Genomic DNA, 23,780 nt, shown 5'->3' with positions numbered 1-23,780 from the left:
CCAGAGTTGTGTGGGCGCTCATATCTGGGCATGTCGGTACGAATTCACCCCAACGCTCTGAAAGACCGAAAGGTGCGAATGCCGTGACCACGATCGATCGGGTGCTGGTTGTCGGCGCCACCGGCCGCACCGGCCGCCATGTCGTCGCGGAGGCCGCCGCGCGCGGTCTCACGCCCGTCGCCCTCGCCCGCGACGCCGGCCGTGCCCGCGAGGTACTGCCCGGCACCGAGATCGTCACGGGCGACCTCACCGACCCCGGCTCCCTCGCGGACGCGGTCCGTGACATCGACGCGGTCGTCTTCGTGCACGGTTCGGACGGCGACTCCCGCCCCGACTCCTTCGAGCGGATCGACTACGGCGGCGTCCTCGACGTGCTGCGCGCGCTCGGCGAGCGGCGCCCCCGGATCGTCCTCATGACCACCTTCTTCATCACCCACCGCGACCATTTCTTCAATGAGGGCGGCCACGCCCTGGACTGGAAGCGCCGCTCCGAACGCCTGGTGCGCGCCTTCGGTGCCCCGTACACGATCGTGCGGCCGGGGTGGCTGGACAGCGGGCCCGGCGGCGAGCACGTGAGCGTCGGTCAGGGCGACACCGTCGAGGGGTCCATCGGGCGCGCGGTTCTCGCGCGCGTGCTGGTCGCGGCGCTCCTCGACGACGAAACGACCGGGAAGACCTTCGAAGTCTTCGCCGGACCCGGCACCCCCACCACCGACTTCGGCGCGCTGTTCGACGGGCTCCGGCCGGACGAGCCGGGCGCCCCGGACGCGGTCGAGGACACCGCCAACCTGCCGGAGTCCGGCGAACCCGAGCGCGTCCGCGCCGACCTCGCCGCGTTGCGCACCCGCTGACCCGGACTCGCCCCCAGGCACGGCTCCGGCCGAGACATGCATAACACTATTATGCATGTACGTGTACCGTGCATCGGCGAGAGCATGCGGATGTGTATCCGCGAACCGAGGAGACACGTATGACCCAGCCATTCGACCCCTACAGCGTGCTGCCGCCGGTGCCGGGGTTCACACTGCGCAGCGCCGACATCGCCGACGGGCATACCCTCGACGTCGCTCAGTGCAGCGGTCTGTTCGGCGGCCCGGGACAGGACCGCTCCCCGCAGCTGGCCTGGGACGGGTACCCGCACGGCACCCGGAGTTTCGCGGTGACCTGCTACGACCCGGACGCGCCGACGGTCAGCGGCTTCTGGCACTGGGTGGTGTACGACATCCCCGCGACCGTGCACGAACTGGCCGCGGACGCGGGCGCGGTCGGCGGGAAAAACCTGCCCGCCGGCGCCAAGATGCTGGCCAATGACGCGGGCAGGGCCGGCTACATCGGCGCCGCGCCCCCGCCCGGGCACGGCGACCACCGCTACCTCTTCGTCGTGCACGCGCTGGACGTGGCCACGCTCGACATCGCGCCGGAGGCCACCCCCGCCTGGCTCGGCTTCCAGCTCCTCGGCCACACCCTGGCGCGGGCCACGCTCACGCCGGTCTACGGGGAACCGGCCTGAGCGGAGTAGACGCCCCGCGCGGGTCACGGCCTTCCAACAGCAGGGGGTGCTCCGTTCGGTCTGCCGCGCGGTGATCCGTCGCGCGGCCCGTGCGGCCGGCTCGCCGGACAACTGCGCCGGGGTCCGGGACAGATGGCGTACGTCCTGCCGGCTGAACGGCGCGACCAGGAACCCGCGGCGCGGGACCAGATGAACAAAGCCCTTGCTGCGCAGGGCGAGCAGGCCCTCGCGCGTGCTGCTGACACCGATCTTTCGTAGCTCCGGATCACTCTTGCTTGCGCATAATATATTTTGTATGTTGACGCCACTCCCTGAGAGTCCCCCCGAGAGTCCCCCAAGAGTGAGAGGGCCACCCCTCATGGCAGGTCTTTACTTCGAAGAGTTCGAGCCCGGTGCGGTCATCGAGCACGTGAACCGGCGGACGGTCACCGAGACCGACAACGTCCTCTTCAGCACCCTCACGCTGAACCTGGCCCCGCTGCACCTGGACGCGGAGTACAGCAAGAACAGCATCCACGGCCAGCGACTGGTCAACAGTCTGTTCATCCTGGGACTGGTCTCGGGCATCACCGTCCCCGAGACGACCCAGGGCACCACGCTGGGCAACCTCGGCTTCCAGGAGATCAAGTTCCCCAAGCCGGTCTTCCACGGCGACACGATCCACGTCCGCACCGAAATCGTGGACAAGCGTGAGTCCAAGAGCCGCGACGACTCCGGCATCGTCACCTTCCGCCACCTCGGCCTCAACCAGCGCGACGAGATCGTCTGCGACGCCCGCCGGGTCGGCCTGATGCTCAAGCGGTCCGCCGTCGAGAAGGCGGACACGGCCGCCTCCTGAGGACGCGGCTCGCAGATAGGAGTCGGTATGCGCAACACCAGCTTGTTCGCCAGGCCCGAGCACCCCGTGTGGGTGCCCGGCGAGGCCGAGCGCAAGCGCAGTCGCCTGCTCACGGCCATGCGCCGATGGGGATACGACAGTGTCGAGGAACTGCACCGGGAGTCCGTCGACAACCCGGAGCGGTTCTGGCGGGACGTCGTGGACGACCTCGGCATCACCTTCTCGCAGCCGTTCGAGCGGGTCCTCGACGAGAGCGACGGCAAGCCCTTCCCCCGCTGGTTCGAGGGCGGACGCCTCAACGCGGCGACCCTCTGCTCACGGCGGCACGCGGTCGGCCCGCTCGCCGACAAGCCGGCCGTCGTCTACGAGGGCGACGGAGGACAGCGGCGCTCGCTGAGCTACGCCCAGCTCGACGCCGAGGTGCGACGGTTCGCCGGCAATCTCGCCCAGCTCGGCGTCCAGCGGGGGGACCGGGTCGTCCTGTTCCTCCCGGTGACCCCCGAGGCCACCGTGGCCTTCCTGGCCTGCGCGATGATCGGCGCCGTCTCGGTGCCCGCCTTCACCGGGTACGGAGCCGAGGCCCTGGCCACCCGGCTGCGCGACTCGCAGGCGGTCGCCCTCGTCACCGCCGACGGAACCACCCGCCGCGGCAAGCGGATCCCGCTCAAGGAGACCGCTGACGACGCCCTCGCCTCGACGCCCTCGGTCCGCAACGTCGTCGTGGTCCGCCACCTCGCCGACGGCGTCGACATGACCGACGGACGCGACGTCTACTGGGACGAGCTCGACCGGCAGCCGGTCCCCGTCGACACGGTCGACGCCGATCCCAACGATCCGCTGACCATCGTCTACACCTCGGGAACCACCGGCGCCCCCAAGGGCATCGTGCACTCCCACGGCGGCCTCGCGGTGAAGGCGGCCGCGGACTTCGGCTACGGCTTCGACGTGCACAGCGACGACGTCATCGCCTGGATCAGCGACATGGGCTGGCTGGTGGGCCCGCTGCTCATCATGGGCGGACTGCAACTGGGCGCCACCGTCGTGTTCACCGAGGGCGTGCCCGACCACCCGACGCCGAAGCGCCTCTGGGAGATCGTCGAGCGCAACGGCGTCACCCTCCAGGGAGTCGCCCCCACCGCGATCCGCGCCGTGATGGCCGGCAGCGACGGCACGTTCGGCGACCTCGGCACCCTGCGCGCGTTCGTCTCCACCGGCGAGGCCTGGGACGAGCCGACCTGGCGCTGGCTGTTCGAGACCGTCGGCGAGTCCCGGCGCCCGATCATCAACTACAGCGGCGGCACGGAGGTCGGCGGCGGCCTGCTCAACAGCTACCCCTTCCTGCCCATGGACCCCGCGTCCTTCAACGGCCCGCTGCTCGGCATCGACGTCGCGGTCCTCGGGCAGGACGGCCGGCCGGTGACCGGCGAGGTCGGCGAGCTGACGGTGCTCAACACCTTTCCCGGCATGACGCACGCCTTCTGGCAGGACCGCGAGCGCTACCTGGAGACCTACTGGAGCCAGTGGGACGGCGTCTGGCTGCACGGCGACCTCGCTAGCGTCGGCCAGGACGGCACCTGGCGCATCCACGGCCGGTCCGACGACACGATCAAGGTGTCCGGCCGCAGGGTCGGCCCGGCCGAGATCGAGGCGTCCCTCCTGAAGGACCGCAGGATCGTCGAGGTCGCCGTCATCGGTGTCCCCGACGAGCAGCGCGGGCAGCGTGTGGTGGCCTTCGCCGTCCTCGGCGACGCCGACATCGACCCCGACGCGCTGAGCGCCAGCGCCGTCCACAACGTCGGCCGCTCCTTCGCGCCGACGCTGCACATCGTCGCGACCCTGCCGAAGACCAAGAACGGCAAAATCATGCGCCGCGCGATCCGCGCCCGCCACCTCGGTGCACCCCTGGGCGACCTGTCGTCGCTCGACCCCATGACCCCCCTGGAGGACATCCCCGTCCTCGAAGAAGGAGAACACTGATGGCTACGACCGAGCTCAGTGATCTGGAGCTGATCCGCAAGACCGTCCGCGAGCTGGCGCGCAAGTTCGACTACGGCTACTGGCGGGAGAAGGACAAAAAGGGCGAGTACCCCTGGGAGTTCGTCAAGGCCTTCGCCGACGGCGGCTGGCTCGGCGCGATGATCCCCGAGGAGTACGGCGGCCTCGGCCTCGGCCTGACCGAGTCCGCGGTCATGATGACGGAGATCGCGCAGTCCGGCGCCGGCATGAGCGGCGGCTCGGCGATCCACTTCTACGTCTTCCCGCCGGCCCCGATCCTGCGCTACGGCTCGGAGGCGATGAAGCGCGAGTACCTGCCCAAGCTCGCCAAGGGCGAACTGCTGATGGCGTTCGCCATCACCGAGCCCGACGCGGGCGTGGACACCTCCCGCATCCGGACGCGGGCGGACAAGATCGACGGCGGCTGGCGGATCAACGGCCAGAAGATCTTCATCACCAACGCGCAGAACGCCCACAAGATCCTGATCGTGGCCCGCACCTCGCCGCGTGACGAGAACAGGCCGCTGGACGGCATGACCCTGTTCTTCACCGACCTGGACCGCTCGAAGATCACCGTGCGCGAGATCGAGAAACTGGGCCGCGCGGCCATCGACACCAACGAGCTGTTCATCGACGACCTCGAGGTCAGCGACGCCGATGTCATCGGCGAGGTCGGCCAGGGCTTCCGCTACCTGATCGACGGGCTCAACCCCGAGCGCATCGTCGTCGGCATGGAAGGCGTCGGCATCGGCCGCGCCGCGCTGGAGCTGGCCTCCAAGTACGCCAACGAGCGCGTCGTGTTCGACCGCCCCATCGGCAAGAACCAGGCCGTCGCCCACCCGCTGGCCGACTCCTGGATCAGGCTGGAGGCCGCCGAACTGGTCGCCATGAACGCCGCCCGGCTCTTCGACGCCGAGCAGAACTGCGGCAAGGAGGCGGCTGCCGCGAAGTTCCTCGGCGCCGAGTCCGGCTTCCAGGCGTGCGACCGGGCCATGCAGACCCACGGCGGCTACGCGTACGCCAAGGAGTACCACGTCGAGCGGCTGTGGCGAGAGGTGCGCCTGCTCCCGAACGCACCGTTCTCGCAGGAGATGGTCCTCAACTACATCTCCGGCAAGGCGCTCGGCCTGCCCAGGTCCTACTGAGCCGTACCGACGAACGGCCGGGCCGCCCGCGCGGCGGCCCGGCGGACAGGAAGGCCACCGGAGGAAGAGTGAGGACACCATGGTTGACGCGATGAGCGGGCCCCTGGCCGGAGTCCGCGTCGTCGTCCTGGCCGGCATGGGGCCCGTCCCCTTCACGGGGATGCTCCTGGCCGACATGGGCGCGCACGTCGTACGGGTGACCCGGCCGGCCAACCGGTCCGCCCGCGCGCTGGGCCAGACCGACGGTCTGGGCCCGCAGCACGACCTGGCGAACCGGGGCGTCGACGCCGTGGCCGTCGACCTCAAGGACCCGGAGGGCGTCGAGACGGTGCTCCGCCTGGTCGAGGCCGCGGACGTCTTCATGGAGGGCTACCGCCCTGGCGTGGCCGAACGCCTCGGCCTGGGACCGGACGTCGTCACGGCCCGCAACGCGGCCGTCGTCTACGCCCGCCTGACCGGGTACGGCCAGAGCGGACCACTGTCGAGGACGGCCGGCCACGACATCAACTACGTCGCCCAGTCGGGCGCCCTGCACGCCATGGCCCGTCAGGGCGAGGCGCCCCGGCCGCCGGTCAACCTGCTCGGCGACTACGCCGGCGGCGGGACGATGGCCGCGTACGGGATCGTGTGCGCCCTACTGGAGGCGCGTACCTCGGGACGTGGACAGGTCCTGGACGCCGCGATGCTCGACGGGGTGGCCGTACTGACCGCCAAGCTGCAGGGCCTCCGGGCGGCCGGTCTCTACAGCGACGAGGCGGGAACCAACTTCCTGGATTCCGGCGCGCCCTTCTACGACACCTACCGGTGCGCGGACGGCCGGTACCTCGCGGTGGGAGCGCTGGAGCCGGACTTCTACCGGGAGTTCACCGCACGCCTCGGTGTCGACGTCACCGGCTGGCCCGACCAGAACGACCGGTCCGGCTGGCCGAAGCTGCGCGAACTCATCGCCTCGGCCGTCGGGTCGAGGACACGCGCCGAGTGGGCGGAGGTCTACGCGGGCACGGACGCCTGCGTCACGCCCGTCCTCACCTTCGACGAGGCGGCCGAGGACCCCCACAACTCCGAGCGGCAGGTCTTCCGGCGCGTCGGAGGCGTGCTCCACCCGACGCCCGCGCCGCGCCTGAGCCGCACGCCGGGGCGCGACCCCGTGACACCGAGCGCCGAGCCCGTCGAGGCGCGCGACCTGATCCACTCCTGGCAACGACAGGGCTGAAGGGATGACCATGCCTCCTGAAGAACTGCCCTCGCGGAAAGGGCTCCTGTCCGGCCTCAGGGTTGTCGAGATCTCCAGCTACGTGGCCACGCCGCTGTGCGGGCTCACGCTCGCGCAACTGGGCGCCGATGTCGTGCGGGTCGAGCCCGCCGGTGGCGCGGCGGACCGGACGCGCTGGCCGCTGGCCGATTCCGGCACGAGCCTGTACTGGTCGGGTCTGAACAAGGGCAAGCGCGCCGTGGCCGTCGACATGGGGTCAGCGGCGGACCGCGGGCGCGTGGTGGACCTGATCACGCGGGGCGGCCCGTGCGTGGTCGTGAGCAACAGTGACAGATACCCGGAGCTGGGCTACGAGGCGCTCAGCGCACTGCGTCCCGACGTGATCCACGTGCTGCTGCAGGGGCGTGCCGACGGCGGTGCCGGTGTGGACTACACCGTCCAGGCCGCCACCGGGTTCCCCCTGGTCACCGGAGCGCCGGGCGCCGCCGCGCCGGTCAACCACGTGCTGCCCGCCTGGGACATCGCGGCCGGCCTGTATCTGGCGGTCGGTCTGCTCGCCGCGGAGCGGGAGCGGCTGGTCAGCGGCCGGGGCCGGGAGATCCGGGTCGCGCTGGAGGACGTCGCGCTCGCCACTGCGGGCAACCTCGGCTATCTCGCCGAGGCGCAGGTGACCGACCACGAGCGCACGAAGTCCGGCAACGACGTCTTCGGCACCTACGGCCGCGACTTCGAGACCGCCGACGGCGTGCGGATGATGGTGGTGATCCTGACCGAGCGGCACTGGACGAAGCTGCTGACCGCCACCGGTCTGACGGCCGCGTTCGAGGGCCTGGCCGAGGCGTTGGACATCGGCTTCGCCGGCGAGTCGCAGCGCTACGAGCACCGCGAGCTGATCTCGACCCTGCTGGCGCGCTGGTTCGCCGGCACCCGGTTCGCCGAAGCGGCCGAGGCCCTGGACCGTCAGCGGATTCTGTGGGAGCGCTACCGGAGCTTCGAGGAGCTCGGCCGCGACGGCGGTGCCGCGCTGCGTAAGAGCGACCTGTTCGACGAGGTCGACCAGCCCGGGGTGGGCCCGCACCTCGCGCCGAAGTCCCCCATCGTCGTCGACGGAGGGCGTCTCGCACCCCGGCCCGCCCCCGCGGTCGGCGAGCACAACACGCAACTCCTCGACCGCGAGTAGGGCCTGTCTTCTGGATCAGGCCGGCTCGGGCCGACGGTGCCTTCGAGCCGACCCGAGCGGGGTCTGGTGCGTGCAGCTGCAAGGCGGAGGAGGGAGTCGACGCGGAGCGTCGGCGAGTGACGACAACGCCGCAGATGGGCGTGCCAGGCCCCGCGACACCGGCAAGATCCGGAAGACAGGCCCTAGGCGTTCAGGACGCCGACCCCAGCCTGCTCCACAGCCCGCGCTCCTCCAGGGCGTCCACCAGGTGATCGGCGCCCGCGGAGATGTGCTGCCGCATCAGCGCCCCCGCCTCGTTCGCGTCGCCCACGCGCAGCGCTTCGAGCAGGAGGGGGTGCTCGTGCCGGCTCGCGACGACCTGGCCCTCGATGGTCGCGTAGAAGCGGTTCGGCACGTGCTGGACGGCCGCGTTGAGCAGCAGGGTGAGGCGGTGGGAGTCCGCCGCCAGGTTGATCTCGCGGTGGAAGGCGTGGCCGAGGTCGGCGATGTGCTCCTCGTCGCCGGCGGCGATGGCCTCCTCGTGCTTCGCGAGGAGCGTCTCCAGCCTGGTGAGCCGCTCCTCCGTGATCTTCTCGGCGGCGCGTGCGGCCAGCTCGGCGGCCAGATGGGCCTGGGTCCAGAAGAGGTCCCGGATGTCCTGCTGGGTGAAGGGGGCGACCACGAAGCCGCGGCGGGGGACGAGTTGGACGAAGCCCTCGCTCTGCAGGGCCAGCATGCCTTCCCGCACCGGTGTGTTGCTGACGCCGACCGCCTCGGCGATGGGCTCGATGCGCAGGAACTCGCCTGCGCGCACCTCGCCCGAGATGATCAGTTCGCGGACGTAGCTCGCCACCTCGTCGGGAAGTCGTCTCCGCGTGGCACGTCGTCCGTGCAGGGTGATCACGTTGCCCGTCATGTCTGCTTCTCGCCTCCTCGTGAGAGGTCCAGCATAATATACGATCGATCGCATGCCTTTGTTCGTAGTCGACGCGCAACGAGACGTTTACGCGCGATACCGGGCGCGCTTGTGAGCGCCCCACGTTTCTCCCGCTCTGTACCACCCCGTCCTCGTTTGACTCGTCGCTAGAGCCCTCTTACATTGATGTGAGAGGGCTCTAGCATGCCGCTGGCATGCAGGAACGCATCAGTGAGGGAATTCGTTGATTGAGAACTTCGAGGGCAAGGTCGCGGTCGTCACCGGAGCCTCCGGTGGCATGGGGTCGGCGGTCGCGGCTCGACTCGCCGGGCTCGGGGCCACCGTCCACGGCGTCGACGTGAGCACCGAGGGGACCTCCCCGGACGGGGTCACGACGGCTGTCTGCGACATCACCGATCCCGGTGCCGTGCGGCATACCGCTGCGGAGATTCTCGGCGCCGAGGGCCGCGTCGACTTCCTGGTGAACGCGGCGGGCCTGGTGAGTACCACCCGGCCGGTGGAGACCATCGGGGACGACGAGTGGTCGCGCTTGATGGGCGTGAATGTGGACGGTGCGTTCTACTGGATGCGAGAGGTCCTGCCGGGGATGAAGGAACGGCGGTCGGGAAAGATCGTCAACGTCTCCTCACGGGCCGGCCGGACTCTCGCCAACTTCGCCGGTGCCCACTACTCGGCGTCGAAGGCCGCGCTGCTGGGCCTCACGCGTCAGGTCGCCCTCGAAGCCGCGCCGGACAACGTGCATGTGAACGCGATCGCACCGGGACTCGTGGAGACCCCGATGCTGAGCGGCTCGGTCGACGAGTCGCGTGTCGAGGCGGCCCGTCAGGCCACCCCGCTCCGTCGCATCGGGACGACCGGGGACATCGCCGAGCTGGTGCTCTTCCTGCTCTCACCGCGCTCGGACTACATCACCGGCGCCACGGTCGACATCAACGGTGGCGACCTGATCCTCTGACCGGCGCCGGGCGCCCGGACGGGCGCGACACGGGGCCACCCGGGGGGCTCACGCAGAAAAGATCAATGGGAGAGTTTCAGATGAAAACGTGGTTCATCACGGGCGCCGGCCGTGGACTCGGTCTCGAGGTCGCCCGGGCCGCACTCGAATCCGGGGACCGTGTCGTCGCCGCCGCGCGTCGGCCGGAGGTGGCCGCCGCGGAGCTGTCCGGGTTCGGCGACCGCCTGCTCACCGTGCGGCTCGATGTCACCGACCACGCCGCCGTCCAGGCGGGCGTCGACGCGGCGGTGGACCGTTTCGGCCGCATCGACGTCCTCGTCAACAACGCCGGATACGGCCAGCTCGGCACGTTCGAGGAGATCTCCGCTCCCGCGATGGAGCGGCAGTTCGCGACGAACGTGTTCGGCACGATGGCGGTGACCCGAGCGGTCCTGCCGGTGATGCGAGCGCAGCGCTCGGGGCGCATCCTCACGGTGTCGTCCATCGCCGGACTGAGGGGCTTCGAGGGCGCGTCCGCCTACACGGCGACCAAGTTCGCGCTGGAGGGCTGGTCGGAGACGCTCGGACTGGAGGTCGCGCAGTTCGGGATCAAGGTCACCCTCCTGGAGCCGGGATTCTTCCGCACGGACTTCCTGGACCCGAGCTCGGCCTCCTACGGTGACGTGGACGTACCGGACTACGCCGAGTACTCGGCCAAGCAGAAGGCCGGCTACGACGCGGCCAACCACCAGCAGACCGGTGACCCCGTGAGGTACGGCCGGGCGGTCGTCGCCCTGGCCGCGTCCGACGAGCCCCCGGTGCGCTTCGCCGCGGGACCCGACTCCTACGAGATCGTGACCAACCGGGCCGACACGCTGCGGGTCGACGCCGAGAAGTGGCGCGACCTTTCCGTCTCGACCGACTTCCAGAACTGAGGGACCGTGGGGAGGCGTGCGCGCCTGCCCACAGATCTGGACAACCCCGGCGGTCCGACCCCCGCCGGGGTTGTGTCATGGGTGCGGCCCCGTTCAGTCGGTGAACAGGACCCCGGCGGCGAGCAGTTCGTCCACGCGCGAGTCGTCGTACACCTCACCGGCGATCTCGCGGGTGTGCTGACCCACGCGGGGGGCGACGCCGCCCCGGTCGGGGCGGGTGCCGTCGAACCGCCACGGGGGCCGGAGCAGGGAGACGCCGTTGGTCTCCGGTTCGACGAGTTCGAGCCACTCGGTCTGCGGGTGGTTGATGTAGCCGGAGACGGTGAGCACCGGGGCGAAGGGGACGTCGGCCTCGGTCAGCCGCTTCTCCCACTCACGCGCCGGACGGGTGCGGAACTCGGCCTCCACGATCTCGACCAGCTCGAAGTAGTTGCGTTCGCGGTCGGGGTAGGTGGCGAACCGGGGGTCCTCCGCGAGATCGTGCCGGTCCAGGGCCGTGACCAGACACTGCCAGAACTTCTGCTGCGACGACAGGTGGATCGCGAAGTCCTCACCGGTGGAGGACTTGAGACAGAAGTTCTGGGCCTGCGGGTGGCGGCTGCGCCGGGTGGGGTCCCGGTGGTCGTCGTCGAAGTACTGGCTTACGGCGTCGGCGGTGATGGTGCTGACCGCCTCCATGATGGAGGTCTCCACATGCTGCCCGGTCCCGGAGGCGGCGCGGCCGACCAGCGCGGCCAGTACGCCGGTGGCGGTGGACAGGCCGGTGACCAGGTCCGCGAGGATGGTGCCGGTGAGCTGCGGGGTGCCGGCGTCGCCGAGCAGGGAGTACAGCCCGCCTACCGACTGGCCCATGGTGTCGTACGCGGGACGCTGGGCGAACGGGCCGCCGTTGCCGAAGCCGGTCACGGACGCGTACACCAGGTCGGGCCGGAGGGCCGCGCATTCCGCCTGGCCGAGCCCCAGAGAGGCGAGCTTGCCCGCACGCAGGTTCTCCAGCACCACGTCGAAGCGGGGGACCAGCGCCTTGACCAGCTCGACGCCCTCGGGGGTCTTCAGGTCTACCGCGAGGCTGCGCTTCCCGGCGTTGTACTGGATGAAGTAGGGGCTGCGGTCGTTCTTGTGCCGGCGGAAGTCCTCGCCGGTCCCGGGCCGCTCGACCTTCACCACCTCGGCGCCCAGCGCGCACATCAGTGAGCTGGCGTAGGGGGCCGAGATGTATCCGCCGAGCTCCAGTATCCGGATGCCGTTGAGCGGCTTGTGCTGCATTGGTGACCTCGCTCCATTGTGACGGTCGCCAGCTGACTGAGGTATGTAAAATATATTTAGGGCGCGCTGTCAAGGGGTGGGCCCGGCTGACGGCCGGGCGGGTGGGAGGGTGCTTGCGTGATCCGCGTCTCATTGCCCCTGGCGGTGGATGAATATATTTTATTTAAACTTCGCGACTGAGCAAGAGGGAGTTCGACATGGCGACCGCCGCGACGCAAGCCCACACCGAACCCGCGCCGCATGCCGTCGACTTCTGCCGGCTGGACGAAGCGATCTGCCGGTACGTGCGACCGGGCGACGCCGTGCACGTGATGATGGGGCACAGTCGCTGGAGCGCCCTGGTGCGCGAACTCGCCCGTCAGCACTGGGAGAAGCCCTCCGGCTTCACGCTGATCATGGCCAGCCTCTCCTCGCTGGGGGCCGTCCTCTTCCGCGCGGGCTGCCTGAAGAAGGTCGTCACCGTGTACTCCGGCGACTCGTTCCCGGTCTTCACCCCCAACCCCGTCTTCCAGGAGGCGTACGCCTCGGGCGCGGTGGAGGTCGAGAACTGGTCCTTTCTGACCTTCATCCAGCGGCTGCGCGCCGCGGCCACCGGGGTCCCCGCGGTCGTCACGGGCTCGGTGCGCGACTCCTCGATGACCGACAACGACGCCTACCAGGAGGTGGACAGCGCCTTCGGCCGGGTCGGTCTGGTCGCGCCCCTCGTACCTGATGTGACGCTGGTGCACGCCGCCGTCGCCGACCGGCAGGGCAACCTCGCCATCGCACCGCCCATGTTCGAGGGCGTGGTGGGCGCGCTCGCCTCGCGGCGCGGAGTGATCGCCACGGTCGAGAAGGTCGTGGACGACCTGCGTCCCTGGTCGTCCCTGGTGCGCATCCCCGCCCACCGGGTCCTCGGCGTTGTGGAGGTGCCCTTCGGCGCGCACCCCGGTGGTGTCTTCCCCGGACCTTCCGGAGCGCGGCTGCCCGTGCGGGGCTACGTGGAGGACATCCCCTTCTGGGTGTCCGCCCGCGAGGCCAGCAGGGGAGCGGACTTCGAGGACTGGCTGCGCGAGTGGGTCCTGGAGCCCGCCGACCACGAGAGCTATCTGGCGAAACTCGGTCCCGAGCGGCTGGAGGGGCTGGCGCGCGGGGCGGAGGGGGCGCCCGCGGTGCCCGCCGGGGCCGGGCGCGTCGAACCGCCGACCCCGGCCGAACGGGCCGCCGTATGGCTCGCGGACCTGGTGAACCGGCGTATCGCCGAGACCTCCGCGGACACCGTGCTCGCCGGGGCGGGACTGGCGAACCTCGCCGCCTGGGTCGGGGTCGGGCAGGCCAAGGCGGCCGGCCACCGGGTGGCGCTGGCGGCCGAGCTGGGACTCTGGGACTACACCCCGACACCCGGTGACCCGTTCATCTTCAGCTTCTCCAACTTCCCGTCCTCGTCCATGCTGCTCGACACGGAGCAGGTGCTGGGGAACCTGGTCAACGGCGCGTTCTTCCGGTCCATCGCCTGCGTGGGCGCCGCCCAGATCGACCGGCAGGGCGACATCAACACCACCAAGATCGAAGGCGGCCCCTACCTGGTCGGCTCCGGCGGCGGCAACGACGTCATCACCAACGCCGACGAAGTGCTGGTGATCGGCATGATGGGCAGACGGCGCTTCATCGAGAAGTGCGGCTACGTGACCAGCCCCGGCCGCCGCGTGCGAGCCGTCGTGACCGACCTCGGCACGCTGACGATGCGGGACGGGGAACTGGTCCTCACGCACATCGCCCCCAGCCCGGAACCCCTGGCCGAACGGATCGCCCACATCCGCGACAACTGCGGCTGGGACCTGACCGTCAGCCCGGACCTGGAGGAACTCCGCCCGGTCACGGCCGCCGACGTCGAGGAACTGCGGTCCTACGACCCGGAGGGGCTGTTCCTCGGCCGGGCACGCGGGCGGGCCCGGCGGCCCGCCCCCGAAGCGACGCCCTTCTCTGCCCCGAACACAGAAAGGAAGGAAAATGCCCACACCCGCTGAAGCGACGGTCGGCGCGGAGGACTTCGCCCACATGCGTTCCCAGGTACGGGAGTTCATCCGCGAGGAGGTCGTCCCCCGCGAACGGGAGATCGCGGACGGCGACGCGATCCCGGACGACCTGCGCCGGAAGGCAGCGGCGATGGGCCTGTTCGGCTACGCGCTGCCCCAGGAGTTCGGCGGACTCGGCCTCGTCATCACCCAGGACGTCGAGCTGGCCTTCGAGTTCGGCTACACGGCCCTGGCCTTCCGCTCGCTGTTCGGGACCAATAACGGCATCGCCGGGCAGGTCCTCGCCGGCTTCGGCACCGACGAGCAGAAGAAGCGGTGGCTGGAGCCGATGGCCGCGGGCGAGTGCATCGCCTCCTTCGCCCTGACCGAACCGGAGGCGGGGTCCGACCCGTCCGGCATGCGCACCACCGCCACCTGGTCGGCCGGCGGATGGAGCATCAGCGGCCAGAAGCGGTTCATCACCAACGCCCCGCTCGCCGACCTCTTCGTCACCTTCGCGAAGGTGCGGGGGACCGACGCCGACGGCAAGATCGCGGTGTTCCTGGTCCCGGCCGGCACCGAGGGACTGACCGTCGCGGCCAAGGACCGCAAGATGGGCCAGGAGGGCGCCACCACCGCCGACGTCTACTTCGACCAGGTCCGTGTCGGTCATGACGCGCTGATCAGCGGTGAGGTGGAGACGGGCTTCCGGGCGGCCATGACTGTCCTGGCGCGCGGCCGCGTGCACATCTCGGCCCTGGCCACGGGGCTGGCGGAGCGCGCCCTGGACGAGTCGGTGGCCTACTCGGCCCAGAACCGGCAGGGCGGCGTGCCGACCGGCGAACGGCAACTCGTCCAGGCCATGCTGGCCGAGCAGCAGTCGCTCGTCATGGCGAGCAAGGCGCTGGCCCGGGAGGCCGCGCGCAACTACCTCGACGGCTCCGACCGACGGCTGGGGCCCTCCGCGGCCAAGCTGTTCTGCACCGAGTCGGCGGGCCGGGTGGCCGACCTCGCGGTCCAGGTCCACGGCGGCAGCGGCTACATGCGGGAGGTCGCGGTGGAGCGCGTCTACCGGGACGCGCGCCTGCTGCGGCTCTACGAAGGCACGAGCGAGATCCAGAAGCTCATCATCGGACGGGAACTCATGCGACGGGAGCGTGATCGTGCGTCCCGTGCCTGAGAGCCGGGGTCACCACGGCCCGGACGCCGGACAACACGATCGGAAGGAACGACCATGACCCGCTACGCACGCTTCTCCAACCTCCGTGTCGACGGACCCGACGAGGCCGGAGTGATCGAGCTGGTGCTCGACGCGCCCAAGCTGAACGCCGTGAGCGAGGACGCCCACGCGGACCTCGCCGAGATCTGGCGCGAGTTCGACGCGGACCCCGAGGTGAAGGCGGTGCTGCTGCGGGGCGAGGGCAAGGGATTCTCGGCCGGCGGGTCCTTCGACCTGGTCGAGAAGCTGACGAACGACTTCGACACCCGTACCCGCACGATGCGCGAGGCACGGGACCTGGTCTACAACGTCATCGACTGCTCGAAGCCGGTCGTCTCGGCGATGCACGGTCCCGCCGTGGGCGCCGGACTCGTCGCCGGTGTGCTCGCCGACGTGTCCGTGGTGAGCAGGACCGCGAAGATCATCGACGGGCACACCCGGCTCGGCGTCGCCGCCGGTGACCACGCGGCGATCTGCTGGCCGCTGCTGTGCGGCATGGCGAAGGCCAAGTACTACCTGATGACGTGCCGTCCGCTGACGGGTGAGGAGGCCGAGCGGATCGGTCTCGTCTCGCTGTGCGTCGAGGAGGACGAGCTGCTGTCCACGGCCCGTGAGGTCGCCCGCGAGCTGGCGCTGGGCGCCCCGTCGGCCATCCGCTGGACCAAGCAGTCGCTGAACAACTGGTACCGGCAGGTCGCCGGTTCCATCTTCGACGCCTCGCTCGCCCTGGAGTTCTACGGCTTCGGCGGTCCCGAGGTGCGCGAGGGACTCGCGTCGCACCGCGAGCGGCGCAGGCCGAGCTTCTGATCCGGCTCCGGTCCGCCTGAGCGCTTTTTGTTCACAGAAGAGGAGAGGTTCCCATGAAGCCGTACCGTTCCATGCTGTTCGTGCCCGGCCACAAGCCCACGTGGGCGGAGAAGGCGATCGCCACGGGTGCCGACGCCGTGATCCTCGACCTCGAGGACTCGGTGCCGGCCACGGACAAGACCGACGCCCGCAAGACGGTCCGCGAGACGATCGGGCGGCTGCGTGCCCAGGACGTCCGCGCCGACGTCTGGGTCCGTCCCAACAGCGTCGACAGCGGGCTGTTCGGCGCCGACGTGGAGCAGGTCGTCACGGAGGGCCTGGCCGGGCTGTTCCTGCCCAAGGTGTTCACCGCCGAGGAGATCGTGCGCATCGACGCGGTGGTGTCGCACATCGAGGAGCGTGAGGGGATCGAGCGCGGCTCGGTCGGCCTCATCGTCAGCTACGAGACCGCGGTCTCGATGGCCCACTGCGAGGAGATCGCGGCGGCCAGCCCCCGGGTCGTGAGCCTGCTCGGCGCGACCGGCCCCAGCGCCGACGTCGGCCGTGAGCTCGGCTTCGAGTTCACCCCGGAGGGGTTCGAGACGCTCTACCTGCGCAGCCGGATCGTCCTCGCCGCCCGGGCCGCCGGTCTGCACCACCCGGTCGCCGGTGTCTGGCAGGACATCACCGACCTCGACGGGCTCCGGAAGTTCGCCGTGGACAACCGCGGCCTCGGCTACCGCGGCCTGGTCCTCATCCACCCCTCGCACGTCGCCGTGGCGAACGAGGTCTTCACGCCCGAGCCGGAGACGGTGGACCACTACCGCAGGATGATCGCCGCCTTCCGCGAGGCGGAGGCGGGCGGCAGCGGGGCGGTCACCTTCGAGGGGCAGCACATCGACCTCGCCCACGCCCGGACGGCGCAGGGCGTGATCGACCTCGCCGACGCCATCGCCGCTCACTGATACATATATGATATTTATCAAGTTTCCAGCTTTGCAGCACCGTCGAGAAAGGGCCCTGGAACCATGCGACGAGCAGCCATCGTCAGCCCGTTGCGCACCCCCATCGGTGCCTTCGGAGGCAGTCTGAAGCCGGTCCCGGCCGAGGACCTCGCGGCCACCGTCATCAAGGCCGTCGTCGAGCGGACCGGGATCGACCCGGAGCGGATCGACGACGTGACCATGGCCCAGTCGTACGCCAGCTCGGAGGCGCCGTGCATCGGCCGCTGGGCCGCGCTGCACGCCGGCCTGCCGCTCTCGGTGCCCGGCCTGCAGATCGACCGGCGGTGCGGCGGAGGACTCCAGGCCGTCGTCACGGCGGCCATGATGGTGCAGACCGGCGCCGCCGACGTCGTGCTCGCCGGCGGCGTGGAGAGCATGTCCAACATCGAGTACTACAGCACCTCGATGCGCTGGGGCGGCCGCGCGGGCAACGTGGCCATGTACGACCGGCTCGACCGGGGCCGGGAACGCTCACAGCCCGAACACCGCTTCGGCAAGATCTCCGGCATGCCCGAGACCGCGGAGAACCTGGCCAAGCGCTACGGCATCACCCGTGAGGACGCCGACCGCTTCGCCGTCTCCAGCCACCTCAACGCGGCCCGCGCCTGGGACACCGGCGCGTTCAAGGACGAGGTGGTGCCGGTCACGGTGCCGCAGCGGCGTGGCGAGCCCCTGCGCTTCGACCGGGACGAGGGCATCCGCCCCGACTCAAACACCGAGACCCTGGGAAAGCTGCGCACCGTCCTGCCCGGCGGCACCGTCACGGCCGGCAACGCCTCGCAGCAGAACGACGCCGCCGCGGCCTGCCTGGTGGTCGCCGAGGACCAGCTCGAGTCCCTGGGCCTGGAGCCCCTCGCCTTCCTGGAGGGCTGGGCGGCCGCCGGCTGCGACCCGGCCGTCATGGGCATCGGCCCGGTCCCGGCCGTGGCCAAGCTCTTCGCCCGCACGGGCAAGTCCTTCGAGGACCTCGACCTCGTGGAGCTCAACGAGGCGTTCGCCGTCCAGGTCCTCGCGGTGCTCGCCGAGTGGGACTGGCACGACCCCGACCGCCTCAACGTCAACGGCTCCGGCATCTCGCTCGGCCACCCCATCGGCGCGACCGGCGTCCGCATCATGACCACGATGCTGCACGAACTGCGCCGCCGCGGCGGCCGGTACGCCCTGGAGACCATGTGCGTCGGCGGCGGCCAGGGCATGGCCGCGCTGTTCTCCGCCGCGTGACGACGACCCTCGAAGAGACGACCCTCGAAGAGACGACCCTCAAAGAGGAGACAGGACACCCGATGACCAAGGTCTTCCCTTCCCCCGCCGCGCTCGCGGCGGCGGCGGGCACCCATGTCGGGACCGGTGAATGGATCTCCGTCGACCAGGACCGGATCGACATGTTCGCCGACGCCACCGGCGACCACCAGTGGATCCACACCTCCCCCGAGCGCGCCGCCGACGGCCCCTTCGGCGCCACCATCGCGCACGGCTACCTGACGCTGTCGCTGGTCCCCGCCCTGGTCAGGGAGGTGTACCGGACCGAGGGGGTGGCCATGGCCGTCAACTACGGCCTCAACAAGGTCCGCTTCATCCATCCGGTACGCGTCGGCTCCCGCATCAGGGCCTCGGTGGACCTGGTCTCCGCCGACCAGGTGGCCGGCGGCTACCAGGTCGTCTCCCGGGTGACCGTCGAGATCGAGGGCGCCGAGAAGCCTGCCTGCGTCGCCGAGACCGTCGCCCGCGTCTCCGGCTGACCGCACGGCGCACACCCCACCTTCCACACCGTCGTCCAGGAGTACCCACGTGTCCGAGTCCACCACCCCCGCTCAGCGCGTCGCCGTCGTCACCGGTGCCGCCCGTGGCATCGGCGCCGCGACCGCCCGGCGCCTGGCCCGCGACGGCTTCGCCGTCGCCGTCCTCGACCTCGACGAGGCGGCCTGCGCCGACACCGTCACCGCCATCGAGAAGGACGGCGGCCGCGCCCTGGCCGTCGGCGTGGACGTCGCCGACGCCGGACGCGTCGAGTCCGCCGTCGCCCGTGTCGCCGCCGAACTGGGCCCGCCCGCCGTGCTGGTAAACAATGCCGGCATCACCCGTGACAACCTGCTGTTCAAGATGGCCGAGGCCGACTGGGACGCGGTGCTCGGCGTCCACCTGCGCGGCGCCTTCCTGATGAGCAAGGCCGCCCAGGCGCACATGACCAAGGCGGGCTGGGGCCGTATCGTCAACCTGTCCTCCGTCTCCGCGCTCGGCAACCGAGGCCAGGCCAACTACTCCACCGCCAAGGCCGGTCTGCAGGGCTTCACCAAGACCCTCGCCATCGAGCTCGGCAAGTTCGGCGTCACCGTCAACGCCGTCGCCCCCGGCTTCATCGTGACGGAGATGACCGAGGCCACCGCCGAGCGACTGGGCGTGCCCTTCGAGGAGTTCAAGGCCAAGCGGGCCGCCGTCACCCCCGTGCCCCGGGTGGGCGAGCCCGACGACATCGCCCACGCGGTCTCCTTCTTCGCCGGCGAGGGAGCCGGCTTCGTGACCGGGCAGGTCCTCTACGTCGCCGGAGGCCCGCGGGGCTGAGCGGGCGAACCGGACAGCGAGATCCACGTCGTACCAGCAGTGAGGGAGTCACCATGAAGCGGTTCGATCAGGGACCCTGGGCCACCTCGGGGGTCCAGACCGTCCGGCCCGGCGTCCACCGCGTACCGCTTCCCCTCCCCAACGACGGACTGCACGCGGTCAACGTCTATCTGCTGGAGGACCTGACCGACGACGGCAGCCTCGTCATGATCGACGGCGGATGGGCGATACCCGAGGCGCGCAAGGCACTTGAGGAGGCGCTGTCCGCCATCGGCCGTGACCTCGGCGACATCAGGAACATCCTGGTCACCCACGTCCACCGCGACCACTACGCGCAGGCGGTGGAACTGCGTCGGCTGATGGGCGCCCGCGTGCACCTCGGTGCCGGGGAGCGCCCCGGCCTCGAACTGCTCAACAGGCTGCGCGGCGGCATCGCCTGCTCCCTGAAGATCCTGCGGCAGGCGGGCGCCGACGAGGTGGCGGACCGTGTCGAGGTGACCTACCCCAACCAGTACGACCCCCGTGACTGGGAGATGCCGGACAACTGGCTGGACGCGGGGACCCTGCGCCTGGGCGCCGGAGAACTCCAGGTCATCCCGACCCCCGGCCACACCCAGGGGCATGTGGTGTTCCTGGACGCGCGGCGCGGACTGCTGTTCGCGGGCGACCACGTCCTGCCGCGCATCACACCGTCCATCGGCTTCGAGGCGGCCGAGCCCGGCGGCCGGCCGCTGGCCGACTACCTGGACTCGCTGAATCTGATGGCACGGCACGCGGACGCCCGCCTGCTGCCCGCGCACGGTCCCGTCGCCGACAGCACCCACACCAGGGTCGCCGAGCTGCTCGCCCACCACGACGACCGGCTGGTCAGGACCCTCGACGCGCTGAAGGACGGCACGCACGACGCGTACGCGGTCGCGCGCCGGCTCGCCTGGACGCGCCGCGAGGTGCCGTTCGCCGACCTGAACTCCCTCAACCAGATGCTCGCGGTCAACGAGACGGTCGCGCACCTGGACGTGCTCGTCCTGCGAGGCGACGCCGCGGTGGCCTTCACGGACGGGGTGAACCAGTACACGCGCCTGCGCTGACACCGCCGGGGCATCGATTACAGAAGTCCGGGGTCCCCCTCCACCGGGAGGGGGACCCCGCGTGTGTCAGACCATCAGCAGGTCGACCAGAGCCGAGGCGGGCATGGTGGCGTCGCCCTCGGTGATGGCGAACAACAGTGCCTCGCTGCGTTCCGCGCCCAGGGCCGCGACCGTGAGGTCCCGGAACTTGGCATCGAGGTCGGACTGCGAGACCGGGTTGTCGGCCGTGCCGCGCGGGCTGTCGACGAACACGTTCTCGCTGGTGCCGTCGTCGTAGGTGACCGTGATGTCGGCGACCCACTTGCCGGGGTGGGCGGTGTCGAGTTCCGGCTTGTGCGTGATGCGGATGCGGCCGGCGAGCTTCGCGACCTGGCTGCCGTCGCCGATGTCGAGACGGCCGGCCAGGTAGTCGTGGTGCGTGGTGAAGCCGTTGCCGAGGCCCAGGAGCGAGAGGGCGAACTGGTAGGGAAGGCTGTACTGGAGGTTCTCGATGCTCTTGGGCGCGAAGGCGCTCGCGTTGCGGTTGCCGATGACGACGTCGCCGCCGGCCTGGATGCCCAGTTCCACGGAGTCGATCCGGTCGGCCCGGTCCGCCAGCTGCCGGGCGCCGTCGATGTAGGCGTGGTTGATGCCGCAGCAGCAGTACGGCTTGATCCAGATCCGGGTGATCTCGAACGGGGCGTCGAGAGCGAACGCGGCGGCGGCATCGGCGCCCACCTCACGCCGGACGAAGGTGCGGAAGAACCCCTTGTTGCCGGTCAGGAAGGCCGCGGGACCGGTGATGCCCGCCTTGGCCATCTCGGCCGAGCGGATGCCGCCCCGCGTGCCGATGCCCGCGTGCACCCGCTTCACCGAGCCGCCCGACGAGGTGTACTCGGTGGTCCCGGCGGAGTGGCTCATGGCGATGGACAGGGCGTGGAGGGTCTGTTCCACGTCCAGCCCGCGCATCTTCGCGACCACCGCGGCGGCGCCGAAGGTCGACAGCAGCGCGTGCGGATGGAAGCCGAGCTCCAGCAGTTCCGGCGCGGCGAGCACGCCGATCCGCGTGTAGACCTCGTAGCCCGCGACGATGCCGAGCAGCACCTCGCGCATGCTCGCGCCGATCTCCTCGCCGACCGCCAGCGCCGTGGGGACCACGCAGCTTCCGGGATGGCTGGAGCTGGCCCGGTGCGCGTCGTCGTACTCGAAGCCATGGCCGAAGCTGGCGTTGACGAACGCCGCGTCGGCCGCGCTCATCGCGTCGCCGTCGACGGTCACCCGTGCCCGGCCGGGCACGTGCCGCTCACGCGTCAGGCCGAGGATCGTCCGGCTCCAGGGAAGGCCGGCGCAGCCCGCCTGGAGGGCCAGTTGATCCTGCATGAGCCGACGGGCGCCCTGGATGACGTCGGAGGGCAGTGCGTCGTAGTCCAGCTCGGTCACCAGACGAGCGACCGCTGCCTCGACAGGGGGGATGTTCTGCATGTGTCCGCGTCTCGCTTCCGCTTCGGTTGACCGCCGTTCCGGCGGTCCGGCAAGGCACTGTGCGCATGGATCGTATATATTATATTTAGCGCCCTGGCAACCGCCGCGAGCCAGAGGCTGCTGGTCCCCCCTATGGAGAGCACCCCCTTCAGGGGGTTGACCTACTTAATATATTCTATAAAGTGACGCCAACTTACGAACCGCAGGGCCCGCGAGGAGACGCCCGGGTCGCTGTTCGGCGGGAGGACAAAACTGTGGTCTGGCAAGGAAATTACGCCCAGTTCTTCATCGGGGGCGAGTGGGTCCGGCCGAAGTCGGCCGAGACCATCGAAGTGATCAACCCCTTCACCGGGAAGCCGATCGCCAACGTGCCCGCGGGTTCCGCCGAGGACATGGACCGCGCCGTGGCCGCCGCGCGACAGGCCTTCGACCAAGGCGAATGGCCGCGCGCCACCCTGCAGGAGCGCATGCGGGTCCTGCGCCGGCTCAGCGAGCTGCTGGGAGAGCGGACGGAGGACTTCGCCTCCATCGTGACGGACGAGATGGGCTGTCCGATCACGCTCTCGCGCTCCATGCAGGCCGCCAGCCCCAAGGTGCTGCTGGACAGCTTCCTGGAACTCGCTCAGCGGTATCCGTTCACCGACGTCCGGCAGTCGGCGACCGGGCGGGCGCTCGTCCTGCGGGAGCCGGTCGGGGTCGTCGCCGCGGTCGTCCCGTGGAACGCGCCCCTCCTCATCACCATGCTCAAGCTGGCCCCGGCACTGCTCAGCGGCTGCACGATGGTGCTCAAGCCCGCGCCGGACACCCCGCTCGACGCCTATCTGCTCGGCGAGCTCCTCGTGGAGGCGGGACTTCCGGCCGGCGTGGTGAACATCGTCCCCGCGGACCGTGAGGCGAGCGAGCACCTCGTCACCCACCCCGGTGTCGACAAGGTCACCTTCACGGGTTCCACCGCGGCCGGCCGCCGGGTCGCGTCGCTGTGCGGGAACGACCTGAAGCGGGTCACGCTGGAACTGGGCGGGAAGTCCGCCGCCGTCCTCCTGGACGACGCCGACCTCGCGGCCGCCGCCGAGTCGCTGCGCGTGGGGTCGTTCCGCAACAGCGGCCAGGTGTGCAGCCTCAAGACCCGCATCGTGGTGCCCCGGTCGCGGGAGGCCGAGTTCCTCGACGTCTTCCGGTCCGTCGTCTCCTCGATGCCGGTGGGCGACCCCAAAGACCCGGGTACCCAGATCGGCCCCCTCGTCAGCGCCCGCCAGCGGGAACGCGTGGAGGGCTACATCGAGTCCGGACGCGCACAGGGCGCCCGGGTCGTGCTGGGCGGCGAGCGGCCCGCGGACCTCGCCGAGGGATTCTTCGTGGAGCCCACGGTCTTCGCCGGTGTCACCCCGTCGATGACCATCGCCCAGGAGGAGATCTTCGGGCCGGTCGTCTCCGTCCTCACCTATGACGACGAGGACCAGGCCGTGGCGATCGCCAACGACTCGTCCTACGGCCTCAACGGTTCCGTGTTCACCGCGGACCCCGAACGTGGCGTCGCGCTCGCGCGCCGCATCCGCACCGGCACTGTCGAGGTCAACGGCAGCCCGGTCGGATTCCACGCCCCCATCGGGGGGTTCAAGTCGAGCGGCATCGGCCGTGAGGCCGGGCTGGAGGGGTTCGACGCGTACGTCGAGCTGAAGTCCATCGGTCTGCCGCAAGGGTTCGATGTCCCGGCGTGACATCGCCGCACAGCAGGAC

At 70.4% G+C, this 23,780-nt stretch carries 21 protein-coding genes; 18 read left to right on the top strand and 3 right to left on the bottom strand.

The features are described 5' to 3' along the window. The first annotated feature begins 83 nt into the window (after positions 1-83). The 7 genes from E5083_RS07255 (at position 84) to E5083_RS07220 (ending at position 7,881) form a co-directional block, all read left to right on the top strand. On the top strand, positions 84-851 hold the full coding sequence (locus E5083_RS07255) for an SDR family oxidoreductase (RefSeq protein WP_135784764.1): 768 nt from the start codon (positions 84-86) through the stop codon (positions 849-851). Between the two features lie 119 nt (positions 852-970). Beyond that, complete coding sequence (locus tag E5083_RS07250) at positions 971-1,510, top strand: YbhB/YbcL family Raf kinase inhibitor-like protein (RefSeq protein ID WP_135784763.1); 540 nt, start codon at positions 971-973, stop codon at positions 1,508-1,510. A 358-nt stretch (positions 1,511-1,868) separates the two neighbouring features. Then, on the top strand, positions 1,869-2,348 hold the full coding sequence (locus tag E5083_RS07240) for a MaoC family dehydratase (RefSeq protein WP_135784762.1): 480 nt from the start codon (positions 1,869-1,871) through the stop codon (positions 2,346-2,348). 27 nt (positions 2,349-2,375) lie between these two features. Then, the gene (locus tag E5083_RS07235; protein ID WP_135784761.1) at positions 2,376-4,325 is read left to right on the top strand and encodes an AMP-binding protein; all 1,950 of its coding nucleotides are present in this window, start codon (positions 2,376-2,378) and stop codon (positions 4,323-4,325) included. Further along, entirely contained in the window at positions 4,325-5,488 is a 1,164-nt protein-coding gene (locus E5083_RS07230; RefSeq protein WP_135784760.1) for an acyl-CoA dehydrogenase family protein, read from the top strand. The genes E5083_RS07235 and E5083_RS07230 overlap by 1 nt, the downstream gene beginning before the upstream one ends. A 91-nt stretch (positions 5,489-5,579) precedes the next feature. Continuing rightward, positions 5,580-6,701, top strand: coding sequence for a CaiB/BaiF CoA transferase family protein (locus tag E5083_RS07225; protein WP_135784759.1), 1,122 nt, complete (start codon positions 5,580-5,582; stop codon positions 6,699-6,701). 10 nt (positions 6,702-6,711) lie between these two features. After that, positions 6,712-7,881: a CoA transferase gene (locus tag E5083_RS07220; RefSeq protein WP_135784758.1), complete on the top strand. Its 1,170-nt coding sequence runs from the start codon at positions 6,712-6,714 to the stop codon at positions 7,879-7,881. A gap of 190 nt (positions 7,882-8,071) precedes the next feature. On the opposite strand, the gene E5083_RS07210 is transcribed toward E5083_RS07220, so the two are convergent. Then, the gene (locus E5083_RS07210) at positions 8,072-8,776 is read right to left on the bottom strand and encodes a GntR family transcriptional regulator (RefSeq protein ID WP_208753992.1); all 705 of its coding nucleotides are present in this window, start codon (positions 8,774-8,776) and stop codon (positions 8,072-8,074) included. 244 nt (positions 8,777-9,020) lie between these two features. Between E5083_RS07210 and E5083_RS07205 the strand changes: the two genes are divergently transcribed. Continuing rightward, positions 9,021-9,752: an SDR family NAD(P)-dependent oxidoreductase gene (locus E5083_RS07205; protein ID WP_135784756.1), complete on the top strand. Its 732-nt coding sequence runs from the start codon at positions 9,021-9,023 to the stop codon at positions 9,750-9,752. An 80-nt stretch (positions 9,753-9,832) separates the two neighbouring features. Continuing rightward, positions 9,833-10,666, top strand: a complete 834-nt coding sequence (locus tag E5083_RS07200; protein WP_135784755.1) for an oxidoreductase — start codon at positions 9,833-9,835, stop codon at positions 10,664-10,666. 93 nt (positions 10,667-10,759) lie between these two features. Here the strand turns inward: E5083_RS07200 and E5083_RS07195 are convergent, their stop codons facing one another. Next, complete coding sequence (locus E5083_RS07195; RefSeq protein ID WP_135784754.1) at positions 10,760-11,932, bottom strand: CaiB/BaiF CoA transferase family protein; 1,173 nt, start codon at positions 11,930-11,932, stop codon at positions 10,760-10,762. A 197-nt stretch (positions 11,933-12,129) separates the two neighbouring features. On the opposite strand from E5083_RS07195, the gene E5083_RS07190 reads away from it, so the two are divergent. The 8 genes from E5083_RS07190 to E5083_RS07155 all read left to right on the top strand — a co-directional run bounded on the left by E5083_RS07190 (position 12,130) and on the right by E5083_RS07155 (position 20,582). Continuing rightward, positions 12,130-13,938, top strand: a complete 1,809-nt coding sequence (locus E5083_RS07190; protein WP_135784753.1) for a CoA-transferase — start codon at positions 12,130-12,132, stop codon at positions 13,936-13,938. Beyond that, positions 13,922-15,106: an acyl-CoA dehydrogenase family protein gene (locus E5083_RS07185; RefSeq protein ID WP_135784752.1), complete on the top strand. Its 1,185-nt coding sequence runs from the start codon at positions 13,922-13,924 to the stop codon at positions 15,104-15,106. The genes E5083_RS07190 and E5083_RS07185 overlap by 17 nt, the downstream gene beginning before the upstream one ends. A 54-nt stretch (positions 15,107-15,160) precedes the next feature. Beyond that, complete coding sequence (locus E5083_RS07180) at positions 15,161-15,952, top strand: enoyl-CoA hydratase/isomerase family protein (protein ID WP_135784751.1); 792 nt, start codon at positions 15,161-15,163, stop codon at positions 15,950-15,952. 53 nt (positions 15,953-16,005) lie between these two features. Beyond that, positions 16,006-16,896, top strand: a complete 891-nt coding sequence (locus tag E5083_RS07175; RefSeq protein WP_135784750.1) for an HpcH/HpaI aldolase/citrate lyase family protein — start codon at positions 16,006-16,008, stop codon at positions 16,894-16,896. Between the two features lie 63 nt (positions 16,897-16,959). Continuing rightward, positions 16,960-18,156, top strand: a complete 1,197-nt coding sequence (locus tag E5083_RS07170) for an acetyl-CoA C-acetyltransferase (protein ID WP_135784749.1) — start codon at positions 16,960-16,962, stop codon at positions 18,154-18,156. 62 nt (positions 18,157-18,218) lie between these two features. Further along, positions 18,219-18,674 (top strand): MaoC family dehydratase, encoded by a 456-nt coding sequence (locus tag E5083_RS07165; protein ID WP_135785256.1) that lies wholly within the window; start codon positions 18,219-18,221, stop codon positions 18,672-18,674. A 49-nt stretch (positions 18,675-18,723) separates the two neighbouring features. Continuing rightward, on the top strand, positions 18,724-19,494 hold the full coding sequence (gene fabG / locus E5083_RS07160; RefSeq protein WP_135784748.1) for a 3-oxoacyl-ACP reductase FabG: 771 nt from the start codon (positions 18,724-18,726) through the stop codon (positions 19,492-19,494). Positions 19,495-19,547: 53 nt separating this feature from the next. Then, positions 19,548-20,582: an MBL fold metallo-hydrolase gene (locus E5083_RS07155; protein WP_135784747.1), complete on the top strand. Its 1,035-nt coding sequence runs from the start codon at positions 19,548-19,550 to the stop codon at positions 20,580-20,582. Positions 20,583-20,648: 66 nt separating this feature from the next. On the opposite strand, the gene E5083_RS07150 is transcribed toward E5083_RS07155, so the two are convergent. After that, positions 20,649-22,001 carry an MmgE/PrpD family protein gene (locus tag E5083_RS07150; RefSeq protein ID WP_244317410.1) on the bottom strand — a complete coding sequence of 451 codons (1,353 nt, stop codon included), beginning with the start codon at positions 21,999-22,001 and terminating at the stop codon, positions 20,649-20,651. A 296-nt stretch (positions 22,002-22,297) separates the two neighbouring features. On the opposite strand from E5083_RS07150, the gene E5083_RS07145 reads away from it, so the two are divergent. Continuing rightward, positions 22,298-23,761 (top strand): aldehyde dehydrogenase, encoded by a 1,464-nt coding sequence (locus E5083_RS07145; RefSeq protein ID WP_135784745.1) that lies wholly within the window; start codon positions 22,298-22,300, stop codon positions 23,759-23,761. Positions 23,762-23,780: the final 19 nt, after the last annotated feature.

Origin of the sequence: Streptomyces bauhiniae, assembly GCF_004784475.1 — a bacterium.
In the GTDB taxonomy this organism is placed as follows: Bacteria; Actinomycetota; Actinomycetes; order Streptomycetales; family Streptomycetaceae; genus Streptomyces; species Streptomyces seoulensis.
This window is presented reverse-complemented; position numbering and strand designations above follow the sequence as displayed.

What these genes read in the sequence shown, in the direction of transcription:
- E5083_RS07250 (WP_135784763.1), top strand. Translation starts at nt 971, where the DNA reads ATGACCCAGCCATTCGACCCCTACAGCGTGCTGCCGCCGGTGCCGGGG.
- E5083_RS07240 (WP_135784762.1), top strand. Translation starts at nt 1,869, where the DNA reads ATGGCAGGTCTTTACTTCGAAGAGTTCGAGCCCGGTGCGGTCATCGAG.
- E5083_RS07235 (WP_135784761.1), top strand. Translation starts at nt 2,376, where the DNA reads ATGCGCAACACCAGCTTGTTCGCCAGGCCCGAGCACCCCGTGTGGGTG.
- E5083_RS07230 (WP_135784760.1), top strand. Translation starts at nt 4,325, where the DNA reads ATGGCTACGACCGAGCTCAGTGATCTGGAGCTGATCCGCAAGACCGTC.
- E5083_RS07225 (WP_135784759.1), top strand. Translation starts at nt 5,580, where the DNA reads ATGAGCGGGCCCCTGGCCGGAGTCCGCGTCGTCGTCCTGGCCGGCATG.
- E5083_RS07220 (WP_135784758.1), top strand. Translation starts at nt 6,712, where the DNA reads ATGCCTCCTGAAGAACTGCCCTCGCGGAAAGGGCTCCTGTCCGGCCTC.
- E5083_RS07210 (WP_208753992.1), bottom strand. Translation starts at nt 8,776, where the DNA reads ATGACGGGCAACGTGATCACCCTGCACGGACGACGTGCCACGCGGAGA.
- E5083_RS07200 (WP_135784755.1), top strand. Translation starts at nt 9,833, where the DNA reads ATGAAAACGTGGTTCATCACGGGCGCCGGCCGTGGACTCGGTCTCGAG.
- E5083_RS07195 (WP_135784754.1), bottom strand. Translation starts at nt 11,932, where the DNA reads ATGCAGCACAAGCCGCTCAACGGCATCCGGATACTGGAGCTCGGCGGA.
- E5083_RS07190 (WP_135784753.1), top strand. Translation starts at nt 12,130, where the DNA reads ATGGCGACCGCCGCGACGCAAGCCCACACCGAACCCGCGCCGCATGCC.
- E5083_RS07185 (WP_135784752.1), top strand. Translation starts at nt 13,922, where the DNA reads ATGCCCACACCCGCTGAAGCGACGGTCGGCGCGGAGGACTTCGCCCAC.
- E5083_RS07180 (WP_135784751.1), top strand. Translation starts at nt 15,161, where the DNA reads ATGACCCGCTACGCACGCTTCTCCAACCTCCGTGTCGACGGACCCGAC.
- E5083_RS07175 (WP_135784750.1), top strand. Translation starts at nt 16,006, where the DNA reads ATGAAGCCGTACCGTTCCATGCTGTTCGTGCCCGGCCACAAGCCCACG.
- E5083_RS07170 (WP_135784749.1), top strand. Translation starts at nt 16,960, where the DNA reads ATGCGACGAGCAGCCATCGTCAGCCCGTTGCGCACCCCCATCGGTGCC.
- E5083_RS07165 (WP_135785256.1), top strand. Translation starts at nt 18,219, where the DNA reads ATGACCAAGGTCTTCCCTTCCCCCGCCGCGCTCGCGGCGGCGGCGGGC.
- E5083_RS07155 (WP_135784747.1), top strand. Translation starts at nt 19,548, where the DNA reads ATGAAGCGGTTCGATCAGGGACCCTGGGCCACCTCGGGGGTCCAGACC.